17 protein-coding genes and 1 tRNA gene are annotated in these 15,180 nt (G+C 36.8%); 9 read left to right on the top strand and 9 right to left on the bottom strand.

Annotated features, from left to right (window positions below):
• The first annotated feature begins 146 nt into the window (after nt 1-146).
• Nucleotides 147-527, top strand: coding sequence for a ribonuclease P protein component (gene rnpA, locus RM545_RS11180; protein WP_311495362.1), 381 nt, complete (start codon nt 147-149; stop codon nt 525-527).
• Nucleotides 515-2,146, top strand: coding sequence for a S41 family peptidase (locus tag RM545_RS11175; RefSeq protein ID WP_311495361.1), 1,632 nt, complete (start codon nt 515-517; stop codon nt 2,144-2,146). Before rnpA ends, RM545_RS11175 begins: the two co-directional genes overlap by 13 nt.
• Here RM545_RS11175 and RM545_RS11170 read toward each other — a convergent pair.
• The 5 genes from RM545_RS11170 to RM545_RS11150 all read right to left on the bottom strand — a co-directional run bounded on the left by RM545_RS11170 (nt 2,143) and on the right by RM545_RS11150 (nt 4,906).
• Nucleotides 2,143-2,589, bottom strand: coding sequence for a GNAT family N-acetyltransferase (locus tag RM545_RS11170; protein WP_311495360.1), 447 nt, complete (start codon nt 2,587-2,589; stop codon nt 2,143-2,145). The two genes, RM545_RS11175 and RM545_RS11170, sit on opposite strands and share 4 nt — an antisense overlap.
• A gap of 12 nt (nt 2,590-2,601) precedes the next feature.
• On the bottom strand, nt 2,602-3,510 hold the full coding sequence (locus RM545_RS11165) for a cation diffusion facilitator family transporter (RefSeq protein ID WP_311495359.1): 909 nt from the start codon (nt 3,508-3,510) through the stop codon (nt 2,602-2,604).
• Entirely contained in the window at nt 3,511-3,945 is a 435-nt protein-coding gene (gene rpiB / locus RM545_RS11160) for a ribose 5-phosphate isomerase B (protein ID WP_311495358.1), read from the bottom strand.
• A 515-nt stretch (nt 3,946-4,460) separates the two neighbouring features.
• Nucleotides 4,461-4,703: a putative signal transducing protein gene (locus RM545_RS11155; RefSeq protein ID WP_311495357.1), complete on the bottom strand. Its 243-nt coding sequence runs from the start codon at nt 4,701-4,703 to the stop codon at nt 4,461-4,463.
• Between the two features lie 32 nt (nt 4,704-4,735).
• On the bottom strand, nt 4,736-4,906 hold the full coding sequence (locus RM545_RS11150; protein WP_311495356.1) for a hypothetical protein: 171 nt from the start codon (nt 4,904-4,906) through the stop codon (nt 4,736-4,738).
• 229 nt (nt 4,907-5,135) lie between these two features.
• Between RM545_RS11150 and rnr the strand changes: the two genes are divergently transcribed.
• Genes rnr through RM545_RS11135 form a run of 3 tightly spaced genes read left to right on the top strand, consistent with a single transcriptional unit; the run spans nt 5,136 to nt 8,767 of the window.
• Complete coding sequence (gene rnr, locus RM545_RS11145; RefSeq protein ID WP_311495355.1) at nt 5,136-7,337, top strand: ribonuclease R; 2,202 nt, start codon at nt 5,136-5,138, stop codon at nt 7,335-7,337.
• 6 nt (nt 7,338-7,343) lie between these two features.
• Nucleotides 7,344-8,012, top strand: coding sequence for a head GIN domain-containing protein (locus RM545_RS11140; RefSeq protein ID WP_311495354.1), 669 nt, complete (start codon nt 7,344-7,346; stop codon nt 8,010-8,012).
• 29 nt (nt 8,013-8,041) lie between these two features.
• Entirely contained in the window at nt 8,042-8,767 is a 726-nt protein-coding gene (locus RM545_RS11135) for a LysE family translocator (protein WP_311495353.1), read from the top strand.
• Between the two features lie 52 nt (nt 8,768-8,819).
• On the opposite strand, the gene RM545_RS11130 is transcribed toward RM545_RS11135, so the two are convergent.
• A tRNA-Cys gene (locus tag RM545_RS11130) sits at nt 8,820-8,893 on the bottom strand.
• Between the two features lie 49 nt (nt 8,894-8,942).
• On the bottom strand, nt 8,943-9,299 hold the full coding sequence (gene folB / locus RM545_RS11125; RefSeq protein ID WP_311495352.1) for a dihydroneopterin aldolase: 357 nt from the start codon (nt 9,297-9,299) through the stop codon (nt 8,943-8,945).
• A 157-nt stretch (nt 9,300-9,456) separates the two neighbouring features.
• On the opposite strand from folB, the gene RM545_RS11120 reads away from it, so the two are divergent.
• The 4 genes from RM545_RS11120 (at nt 9,457) to RM545_RS11105 (ending at nt 12,282) form a co-directional block, all read left to right on the top strand.
• Entirely contained in the window at nt 9,457-11,139 is a 1,683-nt protein-coding gene (locus RM545_RS11120) for a glutamine--tRNA ligase/YqeY domain fusion protein (protein ID WP_311495351.1), read from the top strand.
• Between the two features lie 131 nt (nt 11,140-11,270).
• The gene (locus RM545_RS11115; protein ID WP_311495350.1) at nt 11,271-11,687 is read left to right on the top strand and encodes a YtxH domain-containing protein; all 417 of its coding nucleotides are present in this window, start codon (nt 11,271-11,273) and stop codon (nt 11,685-11,687) included.
• Between the two features lie 7 nt (nt 11,688-11,694).
• The gene (locus tag RM545_RS11110; RefSeq protein WP_311495349.1) at nt 11,695-12,039 is read left to right on the top strand and encodes a hypothetical protein; all 345 of its coding nucleotides are present in this window, start codon (nt 11,695-11,697) and stop codon (nt 12,037-12,039) included.
• Between the two features lie 6 nt (nt 12,040-12,045).
• Nucleotides 12,046-12,282, top strand: coding sequence for a DUF6327 family protein (locus RM545_RS11105; protein WP_311495348.1), 237 nt, complete (start codon nt 12,046-12,048; stop codon nt 12,280-12,282).
• A gap of 98 nt (nt 12,283-12,380) precedes the next feature.
• Here RM545_RS11105 and RM545_RS11100 read toward each other — a convergent pair whose 3' ends face one another.
• Both RM545_RS11100 and gltX read right to left on the bottom strand, forming a co-directional pair.
• Complete coding sequence (locus tag RM545_RS11100) at nt 12,381-13,373, bottom strand: SPFH domain-containing protein (protein WP_311495347.1); 993 nt, start codon at nt 13,371-13,373, stop codon at nt 12,381-12,383.
• Between the two features lie 156 nt (nt 13,374-13,529).
• A complete protein-coding gene (gene gltX / locus RM545_RS11095; protein WP_311495346.1) occupies nt 13,530-15,047 on the bottom strand; it encodes a glutamate--tRNA ligase in 1,518 nt (505 codons plus the stop codon).
• Nucleotides 15,048-15,180 lie beyond the last annotated feature (133 nt).

Genomic DNA, 15,180 nt, shown 5'->3' with positions numbered 1-15,180 from the left:
TAATTTGTTACTTCAGAAGATATTTCAAGGTTTTTAAACAGATTTCGGAATATCTTTTGAATAACAATTATCACTTTCAGGCTTTTTTTGATGATAAAAAAGAAATTCCGGAGGAACAGATTTAATTCTATGCTTATTTTTGACCCATGGATGAAAGCTTCGGAAGAAAAGAAAAACTTAAGAGTAAAAAACTGATTGAAATCCTTTTTCAGAAGGGAAAATCAGTGAAGAGCTTTCCGTTGCGGCTAATATATTTACCGATTGAAAACAAGCAGCATGTGCAGTTTCAAACCGGGGTTTCTGTTCCTAAAAGAATAGTAAAAACAGCAGTACAGCGCAACCGTATAAAGCGTTTAATGCGTGAGGCTTATCGAAAAAATAAGTATCTTGTAACCAATGCATCCGGTACTTCTTATGCGTTTATGATTCTCTACATGACTCCTAAAGAAATGGGTTATGAAGAACTTTTTAAAGCTATGGAGAAGTTGATGGGGAAATTTAAAGAGAAAGAGACATGGGAAAATTAGTTAAAAGAGCAGGAGTTCTCGCAGTTGGTGCTGTAATATTTTTTAGCAGCGTAAGTTTTAAAACAGACTTTTTTGAAATTGCCAAGCAAATAGAAATTTTTACTACCCTCTTTAAGGAAATCAACATGAATTATGTTGATGAAACCAATCCTCCACAATTGATGGATACGGCTATAAAGGCCATGCTCCAGGATCTGGATCCTTATACCAACTACTGGAATGAGCAGGATGTTGAAGCGGCAAGAATCAATAATTCGGGCGAATATACGGGGATAGGGGCAACAATAAAAATGGGAAAAGATGCCATTACCATTGTTGAGCCTTATAAAGGTTATCCTGCAGATAAAGCCGGATTAAAAGCAGGAGATGAAATAATAAAAATAGGTAATATCGATGTATCAGATTTTGAAGAAGATGCGGGAGAACTGCTAAATGGAGCCGAAAATTCTACTATTGATTTTACTTACCGGCGACAGGGAGAAGTAAAAACCACCACCCTCACCCGTGGATCTGTAAATTTAAAGGCTGTTCCCTATTATAAGTTATTAGAAGATAATAGTGGTTACATTGTGTTATCCAGGTTTAATGCAAAAGCTGCTGTGGAAACTGCTCGGGCATTAAAGGATTTAAAAAATCAAGGTGCTCAAAAAATTATTCTTGATCTTAGGGGAAATCCAGGCGGACTTCTTTCTGAAGCAATTAATGTTAGCAATATTTTTGTTGATAAAGGCGAGCTAATTGTTTCTACCAAATCTGTTATTGAAAAATATAACAAAGAATATTTTTCCCAAAACGAACCGGTTGATACAAAAGTTCCATTGGTAGTTCTTTTGGATGGAAGGAGCGCTTCTGCAAGTGAAATTGTTGCCGGGGCCATTCAGGATCTGGATCGCGGTGTAATAATTGGCGCAAGAAGTTTTGGAAAGGGGCTTGTGCAGCGGCCAAAAGAACTTGCTTATGGTACACAGTTAAAAGTAACCATTTCCAGGTATTATACCCCTAGTGGAAGATGCATCCAGGCGCTGGATTACCGCAGCAGGGACGAAGAAGGAAATGCTATTAGAACAAAGACTGAAGATTACAACCAGTTCACCACAAGAAACGGCAGGACAGTTTTTGATGGAGGCGGAATATTACCTGATATACGCCTGGAAACTTCAGAATATAGTGGCATTACTCAGGCGTTGTTAACACAGAGTGCCATTTTTGATTTTGCTACGGAATATTATTACAAACATAACCTGGAAAACCTGCAGGATTTCAGATTAACTCAGAGTGATTACGATAATTTCAGGGAATTTTTAAAAACTTCAGGATTTTATTATCAAACAGATACAGAAAAGGAACTGGAAGAAGTGCTTTTAACAGCTCAAAAAGAGGGTTTCGAAGATAAAATCATCCAGGAGTACAAAAGCATTTCTTCTGAAATAGATCAATATAAAATTAAGGAACTGGAAGAAAAAAAGCCTGAAATTACCAGTTTACTTACGGATGAAATTATTAAAAGGTATTTCTACAAGGAAGGACTTTATGATTACTACGTTGTTCATAATCCGGAAATAATTGAAGCTCAGGATCTATTTAAAAATCAACAACGTTATGCTGAAATTCTGAATTAATCTTTGGAGTTGACCATAGCTATATGCGGAATTCCATCTTCCAGATAACCTTCACCGGTCGTTGAAAATCCGTGGCTTTTATAGAATTCTACTAAATATTGTTGAGCAGAAAGCCTGATATTTGCCGTTTTGAAGTGTTCTCTTATAGCCTCTATTGAAGCCTTCATGATTTGATGACCATAATTGTTTTTTCGATGATTTTGCTTTACCAAAACCCGTCCTATAGAGGCTTCTTCAAAATAAAATCCTTTATCAAAACAGCGGGTATAGGCGACTATGTTTTTATCTTTAAACCCTATAACATGAAGTGCTTTCTGATCTTTTCCATCAATATCCTGGTATACGCAATCCTGTTCAACAACAAAAATTTCAGAACGTAATTGTAAAATCTGATATAATTCTTCTGTAGTTAATTCCTGAAAACGCTTAATTTCTATCTTCATTCATTTCAATTTTTAATCCTGTACAACAAGATCTTTAACATCACATTTTCCAAATTCCGGTTGTATATTCACATGGTTAATGTTGAAATCGTGGTAAACCAAATCCTCAATTTTATCCAATATAATATCGAATTGAGAGAGTGAAATATCTTCATTAAAATCTATATGAGCTTCCAGATGCGTTTCTTCTTCATTTAACTGCCAAACATGTACATGATGCACATTCTTAACTTCAGGAATTTCATTGATTTTCTTTACAATTTCTTCAAGGGCGAGATCATCTGGTGTAAATAACATGAGTACCCTTACCGAAGATTTTAATAAATCCCATCCAACTACTACCAGGTAAATTGCTATGGCCAGAGTAAGAACGCTGTCTATCCAGTATAACTGAAAATATTTCATTAGAATCCCACCAATCAAAACTGCTACAGAAGCCATAAGATCTGTTAGCAGATGAAGATAAGCAGAACGCATATTCATATTACTGCTGCTATCTTTTTTTAAAAGAAGAACGCTAAAACCGTTGCCAGCTATAGCAAGTAATGAGAGCCATATAACAAGACTGGAATCTATATCTGGCGGCTGTTGAAACCGATGTACCGCTTCATTAATCAACAACACAGCTACAACTATTAGCGTAGCTGCATTTACAAACGCCGCAATTATTTCAGCTCTTTTTAATCCAAAGGTACGGGTTAAAGAGGCTTCCTTTTTTACTAGTTTATTTGCTATATAACTAATTATAAGCGATATAACATCGCTAAAATTGTGCAATGCATCAGAAAGCAGGGCAAGACTGCCACTCACCACTCCACCTATTACTTGAGCAACTGTAATACCTATATTAAGAAGAATAGAAATCAACAGGTTTTTCCCCTGTACCTCATGAGAATGGTTATGGCTATGAGAATGCCCCATTTATTCTTTTGAAGGTATTTTGTTAATTCGCTCCTGGTGCCGTCCTCCTTCAAATTTGGTATTTAAAAAAGTATCAACCATATCTATAGTCTGGTGTACAGAGACAAAGCGGGCAGGGACACTAAGTATATTTGCATTATTGTGGCTACGGGCTAATTCTGCAATTTCTGAAGTCCAGCAAAGTGCAGAGCGAATAGCCTGGTGTTTATTAGCAGTCATATTTGCACCGTTACCACTACCACATATTATAATCCCAAGATCCACCTTTTTATCACTAACATCTTTAGCTACCGGATGTACAAAATCTGGATAATCAACGCTTTCTTCAGAATCTGTTCCATAGTTAATAACTTCAATACCTTTATTTTCAAGGTACTGTACTACTTTTTCTTTATACGTAGTACCTGCGTGATCGTTTCCTATTGCTATTTTCATCTTTATTTGATTAGAGAAACAAAGGTAAAAAAAGCCTTATTAACCTCCGCTTTTTCGATTGTTAATTACTTTTTGAAATCCCTTTAATTTCAGCTACTTCTAATTGACAACACTATGTGGATAACCCGGGACCAGAATCTAACAAACTAATTTGGTGGAGCCGGAAATAATTTCAATAGCAAAAATTAAACGGATAAATGAAAAAATAACTTGTCATTTTTTGCGCAACTTATCAGCAGTCAAATTCGTCTTATAAACATCTGTTTATTGGAAAAGAATGAAGAAAAACTATTAACATTTGAATATCGACAATTGTTAAGTAAATCTTAAAGTATTAAGACTATCAGCACTTTATATTTTATTATCCCTGTTGATAAACTGTTATGAAAAAATCACAAGTGAAAAACCAAACGATTACCAATAAAATTGTTCTACAAATTAACACACCATAATAATCTACATTTTTAGATTTTTAAAAAAGAAGAAATAAATAATAATATAATAGGTGTTAACAACTAAACTATTTTCAAATGAGAAGATCTGTCCTGGAAGGAATCAAGAATTTTTTTAGCCTCTTCGACATCTTCAGGATGTACCATAAGTCTAACTCCACCCAGAGCATTTGAGTAATAAGGAAAGATGCCTATAAGCGTCTCATTTTGAAATAAATGACGAATGTTTTCCTGTTTGAGAACAGACTGGATTACCAGATATTCATAAGGATAAGTGAAAGTTGCAAGGCAGGTAAAATTTTTCATAGCAGGAAAGAATAGCCTTCTAAATATACTACTTAATCCTGAATAGTTAAAGACGTATTTTGCAGATCTTCAGGAGAGAAAAGAGGATCTGCGCTGGAATTTTTATTTAGTGAAATATTGATATATGCAATAAATCCTATCACTCCTAAAATGAAAATGAAAAAGAAAAGAAGTGAAACTTTATTAGATTTACTCAGGCCCATATTCTTGTTTTAAAATGTCACAACCTGGGGAGAGATTTAAATACAAATTTAGTATTTATTTAAGATTATTATAACGTTTTCCGATAATTCTGTAGTTCATTTACTTAGTTACCTTTTGACTGTCTGAGGATTACAATTACGTATTTCCTGTTAAGGGCTTTCATAAAACTTTGCCTTCAAAAATCTTTAATGTTACTTTTAAGCTGTAATTTTATCGTTTAATTATTTTATGAAGAAAAAGAAGAGAAACAACTCCACTAAAGATCTTGGTGACTTATCCAGGAAAATTATAAATATCTTACGTAAAAACGGAGGTAAAACATATAACTACAAGCAGATCGCTTCTATCCTGGGAGTAGATGATCCTGGAAGCAGGAATCAAATAACCAAAAAGCTTGCTCAATTGGCTGCAAAAAAAGAAATTGAGCAGGTTGAGCGTGGTAAGTTCAAAATTGAGGGACGTAAAAATTATTATCAGGGGAAACTTGATATGACCACAAAGGGATATGGTTATGTGATGGTTGAAGAATTTGCAGATGACGTTTTTATTCCTCAGAATGATCTCAATACCGCTTTTCATGGAGATGAAGTAGAAATTTATATCTATAACAACAGAAGAAAAAAGAAATCTGAAGGTGAAGTAACCAGGGTTATTAACAGGAAAAGAACAGAATTCGTAGGAATTCTGGATCTTCAAAAAGATTTTGGGTTTGTAAGGATAGATGACGCCAAAATGTATACTGATTTCTTTGTTCAGAAAAACAAAATTCAAGATGCAAAAGATGGTGACAAGGTTGTTGTAGAAATGGAAGATTGGCCCGATAAAGCCGATTCTCCGTTCGGAAAAATAACTAAAGTGCTCGGCACACCTGGAGAACACCAGACAGAAATTCACGGCATTTTAGCTCAGTACGGTCTTCCGCATGATTTTCCAACAGAAGTTGAAGAATTTGCAAATCAAATAGATACTTCTATCCAGGAGTCGGAGATCAAGAAGCGTCGGGATATGCGAGATGTACTTACTTTTACCATAGACCCAAAAGATGCTAAGGATTTTGACGATGCACTCAGCTTTCAGAAGCTCGATAATGGGCAATTTGAGGTGGGTATCCATATTGCAGATGTTTCCCATTATTTAAAACCCGGTACCATTCTGGATGAAGAAGCTTATGAAAGGGCAACTTCAGTATATCTTGTGGACAGGGTAGTGCCTATGTTACCGGAAATTCTTTCCAACAATGCCTGTTCATTAAGGCCTAATGAAGAAAAATACACCTTTTCAGCAGTTTTTAAAATGGATAAAAATGCAAAGGTTGTGGATCAATGGTTTGGAAGAACAGTAACCTATTCTGATGCCCGCTTTGCTTACGAAGAAGCACAACATATTGTAGAAACTCGTGGCGGGGATATTCCTGCGGGCGTTTCTATTAAAGAAGATGCTTATAAAGCCAATGACCATATTGTAGAAGCAATTTTAGAGCTCAACGCAATGGCTAAAAAGATGCGCTCACGTAGAATGAGGGAAGGCGCTATATCTTTTGATAAAGTTGAGGTGAAATTTCAGCTTGATGAGCAAAATGAACCTATTGGAGTATTCTTTAAAACTTCAGAAGATGCAAATAAGCTTATAGAAGAATTCATGCTGCTTGCAAACAGGAAAGTAGCAGAATTTATTGGGAAACAGGATCCCAAAAAAACCTTTGTTTACAGGTGCCATGATGAACCAGATGATTCTAAACTTGCCTCACTGCAAACCATAGTTTCCAAATTTGGGCATAAACTTAATCTGAAGGATAAGAATTCCATTGCTTCTTCTTTAAATTCCCTTTTGGTGGATGTGCAGGGCACAAAAGAACAGAACATGGTAGACACCCTTACCATCAGGACGATGAGTAAAGCGTACTATGGGACAGAAAATATTGGGCACTATGGATTGGCCTTTGACTATTATACACACTTTACTTCACCCATAAGGCGTTATCCAGATGTGATGGTGCATAGATTACTACAGCGTTATCTTGATAACAATCCTACTGCAAACCAGGATGAATATGAAGAAAAATGTCACCATAGCAGTGATATGGAAGGCTTGGCAACTAGTGCAGAAAGAGATTCCATTAAGTATATGCAGGTAAAATTCATGCAGGACCACCAGGATGAAGATTATGTAGGAGTAATTTCTGGCGTGACAGATTGGGGTATTTTTGTTGAAATTATTGAGAATAAATGTGAAGGAATGATCAGGCTAAGAGATTTAAAAGATGATCATTACGAGTTTGATGAAGAAAATTACGCTGTGGTGGGTAGAAAAACCAAAAAGGTTTACCAGTTGGGAGATGAAGTTTATGTGAACGTTAAAAATGCAGATTTACTTAAGCGTCATCTGGATTTTAATTTACTTGGATTAAAAGAAGAAGTTGAAAATAAATAATGTTGAATGAAGAAGATCACTTTTCTGTTTTTGCTGTTAAGTAATATAATCTCAGCGCAGGAAATTACTCAGGAATTAGAGAATTTTTCCGAAGTTAAAGTTTATAACGGATTAGAAGTTGAACTCATTCGTGCTGATACTAATAAAGCGGTTGTAGACGGGGAGAGTAAGGAAGATGTTACAATCACTGCTGAAGATGGAGTTCTTAAGGTGAAAATGAGACTGGATAATATTTGGAAACGTGACAATACCAGGATTCAAATTTATTACAGTGACTTAAAAAAACTGAATTCTTTCCAAAGCTCAGTAATACGTGTAGAGGGCAAAATAGAACAACAGGAATTAGAATTACAGGTACAGGAAGGATCTTTAATTTTTGTTGATGTTGATGTTGAGAATTTGATTGCACGAGCTTTTACAGGAGGAGAAATAGATGTTGAAGGTAAAGCCAATTCCCAGGAAATCACCGTTAGGGCAGGAGGAAAGTTTTACGGAAGAAATCTCAAATCTGAAAATGTAGAAGTTGAGATTAGCGCCGGCGGGGTAGGAGATATTTACGCCTCAAATAAAGTTACGGCCAAGGTGAGGGCAGGAGGAACTGTGAACGTTTACGGTGATCCTCAAGTTATAGATAAGCAAACACTACTTGGTGGAAAAATTATAAGAAAAAACTAAAGCTTTAGTTTGCGGAACATATTGATATTATGTTACAAGATATATTAGCAGGTTTACCATTAGGTCTTTTTCTGGCTTTTTTGTTTGGACCCGTTTTCTTCGTATTACTGGAAACTGCGGCTTTAAAAGGTTTCCGGGCTGCCCTGGCATTGGATTTCGGAGTTTTATTGGCCGATATAGTCTTTATTTTTATTGCATACTTCAGTACCAGTAAACTGCTCAATAGCATCAAAGATGATCCCGCCCTTTTTGTATTTGGTGGTGCTATTCTTACTACCTATGGCCTGATGAGTTTTATTCGGACAAAAAAAGTTTTTCAAAGGGAGGAAGAAGAAACTCCTGAAATTAGAAAACTCAGTAAAAGTGATTATTTAGGCCTGGCAGCCAAAGGTTTCTTACTTAATTTTATAAATGTGGGGGTTTTGGGCTTCTGGCTGGGCCTGGTCATTGTTTTTACACCAAAAATGAACATGGAAACCAACAGGATTATCATTTTTTTCTCTTCTGTTTTGGGAACATATTTAATTATTGATATCCTTAAAATTCTTCTGGCAAAAAAGCTGAACCACCAGTTAACTCCTAACCGTATTTATTTTATGAAGCGGGGCATTAGTGTTTTACTTGTTTTCTTTGGTGGGATTCTTATTTTCCAGGGAGCTTTTCCAGATCAGGCCGGTGAAATTAAGGATCAGATCGAAACTATTGCCGAAAATGGCAATTTTCGGGATATCATTACAAAACATTTAGATGTTTAGTACCAGAAGTATTATAAAACAAAAAAGCTCCCTCGGTTAAAAGGAAGCTTTCTGGAGGCATCGAGCGGATTCGAACCGCTGTACAAGCTTTTGCAGAGCTCTGCCTAGCCACTCGGCCACGATGCCATTTTCTGGATGGCAAATGTAATAAAAATTTAAGTTCTAAAACTAATATCTAACGGGATTTAGTCCTGCTAACTGTTACCATCGCCACATTTCCGCCAATTGGTGGGTTAATTTTAGAAACTTCAACTTTTACCTTTTGCACAAGCAAAATTTCCTTAAGCGTTCGGTTGATAATCCTTTCTGCCACATTTTCAAGTAGTTTGGACCGTATGGCCATTTCTTCTTTTACAATTTTATTTAAGTGCACATAATCTATAGTGTCACCAAGATCATCAGTTATGGAAGAACGGGATAAATCTCCTTTTACGCTTAAATCTACCCGGTAATCGCTTCCTATTTTCCCTTCTTCGACCAGACAACCGTGATAAGCAAATACTCTAATATTTTTAAGCTTTATTTTTCCCACCTCTGTTTTTTTACAAATATAACTGCTGAAGATATTTCTGCTATGATTTTGGTTCTTTAATTCTGATAAAATTTAAGAAAATAATATATTCTTATCCTTCCCGAATATTCGTGGACATCTTATTTTTGGTAACTTTGCTCATTATTTATATACAACTATGTCTGAAGCAAAAAGATCCCTCAACTTTATTGAGCAAATTATAGAAGAAGATCTAAAATCTGAATATAAAAAAGAAGATCTGAAATTTCGTTTTCCACCAGAACCCAATGGATACTTGCATATAGGCCATGCCTCGTCCATTTGTCTTAATTTTGGGTTGGGGGAGAAATATAATGCTCCTGTTAATCTACGTTTTGACGATACCAATCCTATTAAGGAAGAACAGGAATTTGTAGATGCCATAAAGCGGGATGTAGAATGGTTAGGCTTTAAATGGGCAAAGGAATGTTATGCTTCAGATTATTTTCAGCAGCTTTATGACTGGGCGGTTGAACTTATTAAAGAAGGTCACGCTTACGTAGACAGTCAGGCTTCAGAAGCTATTGCTGAACAAAAAGGTACACCAACAGAGCCTGGAAAGGAAAGCCCATACCGAAACCGTTCCGTAGAAGAGAATCTCGAGTTGTTTGAACAAATGAAGAATGGCCAAACAGCTGAAGGTGCTCACGTTTTACGGGCTAAAATAGATATGGCTTCTCCAAATATGTTAATGCGAGATCCCGTGATGTATAGGATTTTACATAAGAATCACCATCGTACAAAAGATTCCTGGAAAATCTATCCTATGTACGACTGGGCGCATGGTGAAAGCGATTTCATCGAGCGGGTATCCCATTCATTCTGTACGCTGGAATTTCTTCCGCACAGGGAATTATATAATTGGTTTGTGGAGAAAGTGAGTAAACCAGGAGAACTTAAACCTAAACAAAGAGAATTTGCCCGTAGAAATTTAAGTCATACTGTAGTTAGCAAGAGAAAATTGTTGCAGCTTGTAGAAAAAGGAGTGGTAAAATCCTGGGATGATCCAAGAATGCCGACTATTTCAGGTTTAAGAAGAAGAGGATATACACCTGATTCTATTCGCAATTTTGCTGAATCTATTGGAGTAGGGAAGCGCGAAAATATAATTGATGTTGCCCACCTGGAGTTTTGTGCCAGAGAAGATTTAAATAAAACTGCACCACGTGTGATGGCCGTTTTAGATCCCGTAAAACTTGTGATTACCAATTACGAGGAAGGGAAGGAAGAATGGCTGGAAGCAGAAAATAATCCTGAAGATGAGAGTGCAGGTACACGAAAATTGCCATTTTCGAGGGAGCTTTATGTTGAGCAGGAAGATTTTAAGGAAAGCGCTAACCGCAAATTCTTCAGGCTTACATTAGGGAAGGAAGTGAGGCTTAAAAACGCTTATATCATCAAAGGTGAAGAAGTTATTAAAGATGATAATGGTAATATTGTGGAAATTCATTGTACTTATGATCCTAAAAGTAAAAGCGGAAGCGGTAGCCCCGAATCACTTCGGAAGGTAAAGGGAACACTACACTGGGTTTCTGTAAAACACGCTATTGAAGCTGAAGTTAGGCTTTATGATCGTCTTTTTTCTGAAGAAACACCAGATGCTGATAAAGAGAAGGATTTTGTAGATCTCATTAATCCGGAATCGTTACAGGTTATCAAAGGTTACCTGGAACCAAGTTTGCAGGAAGCCGGTGTGGAAGAAAAAGTTCAGTTCCAGCGTATAGGTTATTTTTGTGTGGATAAAGAATCAACAAAACAAAAGCTTATTTTTAATAGAACCGTCACCCTACGTGATTCCTGGGCTAAGAAGTCGGGTGATTAAACTTATCCCAAGGGCCTGGTTTTAAGAAGACTTTAGCAAAGGAAATATACATATTAACCGGTTATTAACAGGGTAAGGATGGCTTATATCCTATCTTTGTGTTAAGTAATAACTAAATCAACACAAGAACTATGGCAAATACAGGAAGCACTTTACTCGCATTAATTACAGGAGCTGCTATTGGAGCAGGAGTAGGATTGTTGTATGCTCCCGGAAGTGGGGAAGAAACCAGAAAGAAGATTAAAAAAGATGCTGAAAAAGCTCAAAAGGATCTAAATAAACGATATAAAGAGACTTCTTCTAATTTAACAGAAAAAGCAAAAAAAGCTCGCACTGATTTTGAAACCCGACTTGAAGAAACTCTTTCTTCAGCCAGTTATAAGGCAGATGATATCTTATCTGCAATGGAATCAAAACTTGAAGAATTAAGAAAACAAAATGCTAGGTTGCAGAAGGATGCTAAAAGTAGTAGTTCAGATACTTCGAGTCATGTTAAAGCCGGAGATTCCGCAGTAGGAGGAGGTACCACTGGAAAAGCCGTAGTATAATTAGCTTATGGCATTTGAAAAATTAAGCGACAGTATAGAGGAACTTAAGAAAGATGCCCGGTCTTTTGCAGATAGCAATGCTGAGTACTATAAACTTAAAGCCTTTAAAGGAGGAGTAAAAGGAGTCACAGCTGTTGTGAATCTTTTACTCATTTTATTTTTCGGTGTTTTCGCTTTAATTTTTATTTCAATTGCAGGCGCTATTGCTATAAGTGTAGCAATTGATTCCCCCAGTGCAGGTTACTGGATTGTAGGTGGATTTTACGTTTTGCTGGTAATTCTTATAGTACTTCTAAGAAAGAAGATTGGACGGGTGATTTTAACTAAAGCGTCTGAATCCTTTTTTAAATAACCTATTATGGGAAAGAAATATACTTCTTACGATCAGATAGACAGAGATTTAAAAATATTAAAACTTCAGACAGATATTGATAAGGAAGAAGTAAAGCTCAGTGTAGATCAGGTGAAATCTAATATTTCTCCTGCCGCACTTGGAAGTGATCTGTTTGGATCTATGATACAAAAAGCTCTTATTTTGAAGGCGCTTTCCAAAATGTTCGGGATTAAGAAATTGGTTGCCAGTTCAAAGAAATAATAAAACAGCTGAACAAAAACTAGAATATAAAAAAGCCTCTGATTTTCTTTTCAGAGGCTTTTCTGGTTTTGAACTTTTCTTTCTATGGTAGCGATCACCTAGGATTGATTATCCTCCTCATCATCTTCCGTTTCCCGGTAAATGGTATCTGTATCTGTAGATTTCTTTAAATTTTCCTTGTTCTTTTCCTTCATTGCTTCGCCTATCTGATTAGAGGCAGTAAATGAGGCAACCATATTGTTCAGCATTTCGCTACCAGCCTGCGGCGAATTCGGTAATAAAATAAGATTACTATTGGTTTGTTCTCCAATGGCTTGTAAAGTGTCGTAATGTTGTGTCACCACGATAAGGGCAGATGCTTCCTGAGAATTTATCCCAACATTGTTCAAAACATCTACGCTTTCTTCAAGTCCGCGGGCAATTTCACGCCGCTGGTCTGCAATTCCCTGGCCCTGCAAGCGTTTGCTCTCTGCTTCTGCACGAGCTTTTGCAACTATCTTTATCCTGTCTGCTTCAGCTACAAATTCCGCTGCTACTTTTTCCCTTTCCGCAGCATTTATACGGTTCATTGCGGCTTTAACCTGAACATCGGGATCTATATCTGTCACCAAAGTTTTAATAATATCATACCCATAATCCTGCATCGCCTGGTTCAATTCCCGGTTTACGGCAACTGCTATGTCATCTTTACGCTCAAAAACGTCATCCAGCTTCATTTTAGGTACTTCTGCGCGCACAACGTCAAAAACATAAGCTGTTATCTGGTCGTGCGGACTTTCGAGCTTGTAAAACGCGTCATATACGTTTGACTTTACTACCTGAAACTGTACCGAAATCTTCAGCTTAACGAAAACATTATCTTTTGTCTTTGTTTCTACAAGTACGTCCAATTGTTGCACCTTCAGGTTTATCCTGCCGGCAATACGGTCGATAATTGGAATTTTGAAGTGCAGACCGGAATTTTTTATACTTAAAAACCTTCCGAAACGTTCCAGAATTGCTGCAGATTGTTGTTTTACGGTAAATACTCCTGAAAAGATGATTACAAGAACAATTAGTCCAAGTAAGGGTAATAAAATGTAGCCCGCCATTATTTGTAAGAATTAGAAATTATCTCTGTAAGATAGTAAATAAAGGCTGACTGTGCAGTGGCAAAAAAAGTGAATAAGAAACCCGGATTATTAGTCCGGGTTCCAAATATGTTGCGTCGAGCGGAGTCGAGACGCTTCTTAATTTTTGAAAAATTTTTATTCCAGTGTGGAAATTGCTTTTTGAATTCTGGTAATTGTTTCTTCTTTTCCAATAAATTCAGCGATCACATAAAGGTCTGGTCCCTGCATTGCACCTACCAGGGCAAGACGGAAAGGCTGCATCACTTTTCCAAAACCGACTTCTTTTTGCCCAATCCATTCCTTTACGGTTTCCTGAATATTTCCAGATGTCCAGTCTTCAGTATTTTCCAGTACAGGAATAAGTTCTTCCATTAAAGCGCCGGTATCTTCTTTCCAGGCTTTTTTAGAATTCTTAGGATCGTAGGAAGTAGGGGAGGTAAAAAAGAAATGTCCCTGCTCCCATAAATCCTCAACAAAAACAGCGCGTTCTTTTATAAGATTCACCACATTTTTTACATAATCTTCTTCCGGAGAAAATCCTTTTTTCTTGAGTAACTTCTGAAATTCAGAAGCTAAAAAGGTATTATCTGCTTCCTGAAGGTAATGTTGCTGAAACCATTTTGTCTTTTCAGGATCAAATTTTGCTCCTCCTTTATGTACACGGGAAAGCTCAAAAGCTTCTACCAGTTCATCAATCTTAAAGAACTCCCTTTCGGTACCCGGATTCCAGCCTAAAAAGGCGAGCATATTGGTCACTGCTTCGGGGAAATATCCTTCTTCCCGATATCCTGAAGAGATTTCACCAGACTTAGGATCTTTCCATTCCAGTGGAAATACGGGGAATCCCATTTTATCACCGTCACGTTTACTCAGTTTACCTTTTCCCTGTGGCTTTAGAATAAGTGGTAAATGCGCAAAAACAGGAGCCTGCCAGCCAAAGGCGCGATATAACATTATATGTAAAGCCAGGGACGGTAACCATTCTTCACCTCTAATTACATGAGTAATTTCCATTAAATGATCGTCCACAATATTTGCCAGGTGATAAGTGGGCATGCCATCACTCTTGTACAAAACTTTATCATCTAAAATGCTGGTGTCTATCTCCATTGCACCTCGAATCTCATCTTTTATATGCAAAGTCTCATTTTCAGGAGATTTAAAACGTACCACAAAAGGCTCGTCCGCATCCAGTTTTTCCTGAATTTCTTTTTCTGAAAGTGAGATAGAATTTGACAGTTTTTCCCTGTTATGCCAGTTGTAAATAAAGGTTTTTCCTTTGGCTTCATGGTCTTTTCTATGATCATCAAGCGCTTCAGCAGTATCAAAAGCATAGTATGCGTTTCCGGAAGCTATCAGCTTTTCAGCATATTCTTTATACATTTCTTTCCGCTCACTCTGGCGGTAAGGACCAAAATCGCCTTCTTTGCCGGGACCTTCATCAAACGGAATTCCGCACCAGTTTAAGGCTTCAACAATATAATCTTCAGCACCTTCAACATATCGGTTTTGATCTGTATCTTCAATGCGAAGAAGAAAATCACCTTTATGTTTTTTTGCAAATAAATAATTAAATAAAGCTGTTCTCACCCCGCCTATATGTAGAGGTCCTGTTGGACTGGGAGCAAAACGTACACGCACTTTAGTGGCCATAGAATTAGATTTTAACAGCAAAGATACAACCTTAATTATGCAATCCTAAATCATTTGGAATTTGAGTTTTGCTGTAAAATTCATAAGATATTCAGGTTGAATTAATTGATCTAAATTTATTGTAATTTTGTTG

Source organism: Autumnicola lenta, from assembly GCF_031846515.1.
Taxonomy (GTDB): Bacteria; Bacteroidota; Bacteroidia; order Flavobacteriales; family Flavobacteriaceae; genus Autumnicola; species Autumnicola lenta.
Note: the sequence above shows the minus strand (reverse complement) of the source record. Positions and strands in the feature narration are given on the sequence as shown.

What these genes read in the sequence shown, in the direction of transcription:
- rnpA (WP_311495362.1), top strand. Translation starts at nt 147, where the DNA reads ATGGATGAAAGCTTCGGAAGAAAAGAAAAACTTAAGAGTAAAAAACTG.
- RM545_RS11175 (WP_311495361.1), top strand. Translation starts at nt 515, where the DNA reads ATGGGAAAATTAGTTAAAAGAGCAGGAGTTCTCGCAGTTGGTGCTGTA.
- RM545_RS11170 (WP_311495360.1), bottom strand. Translation starts at nt 2,589, where the DNA reads ATGAAGATAGAAATTAAGCGTTTTCAGGAATTAACTACAGAAGAATTA.
- RM545_RS11165 (WP_311495359.1), bottom strand. Translation starts at nt 3,510, where the DNA reads ATGGGGCATTCTCATAGCCATAACCATTCTCATGAGGTACAGGGGAAA.
- rpiB (WP_311495358.1), bottom strand. Translation starts at nt 3,945, where the DNA reads ATGAAAATAGCAATAGGAAACGATCACGCAGGTACTACGTATAAAGAA.
- RM545_RS11155 (WP_311495357.1), bottom strand. Translation starts at nt 4,703, where the DNA reads ATGAAAAATTTTACCTGCCTTGCAACTTTCACTTATCCTTATGAATAT.
- RM545_RS11150 (WP_311495356.1), bottom strand. Translation starts at nt 4,906, where the DNA reads ATGGGCCTGAGTAAATCTAATAAAGTTTCACTTCTTTTCTTTTTCATT.
- rnr (WP_311495355.1), top strand. Translation starts at nt 5,136, where the DNA reads ATGAAGAAAAAGAAGAGAAACAACTCCACTAAAGATCTTGGTGACTTA.
- RM545_RS11140 (WP_311495354.1), top strand. Translation starts at nt 7,344, where the DNA reads ATGAAGAAGATCACTTTTCTGTTTTTGCTGTTAAGTAATATAATCTCA.
- RM545_RS11135 (WP_311495353.1), top strand. Translation starts at nt 8,042, where the DNA reads ATGTTACAAGATATATTAGCAGGTTTACCATTAGGTCTTTTTCTGGCT.
- RM545_RS11120 (WP_311495351.1), top strand. Translation starts at nt 9,457, where the DNA reads ATGTCTGAAGCAAAAAGATCCCTCAACTTTATTGAGCAAATTATAGAA.
- RM545_RS11115 (WP_311495350.1), top strand. Translation starts at nt 11,271, where the DNA reads ATGGCAAATACAGGAAGCACTTTACTCGCATTAATTACAGGAGCTGCT.
- RM545_RS11110 (WP_311495349.1), top strand. Translation starts at nt 11,695, where the DNA reads ATGGCATTTGAAAAATTAAGCGACAGTATAGAGGAACTTAAGAAAGAT.
- RM545_RS11105 (WP_311495348.1), top strand. Translation starts at nt 12,046, where the DNA reads ATGGGAAAGAAATATACTTCTTACGATCAGATAGACAGAGATTTAAAA.
- RM545_RS11100 (WP_311495347.1), bottom strand. Translation starts at nt 13,373, where the DNA reads ATGGCGGGCTACATTTTATTACCCTTACTTGGACTAATTGTTCTTGTA.
- gltX (WP_311495346.1), bottom strand. Translation starts at nt 15,047, where the DNA reads ATGGCCACTAAAGTGCGTGTACGTTTTGCTCCCAGTCCAACAGGACCT.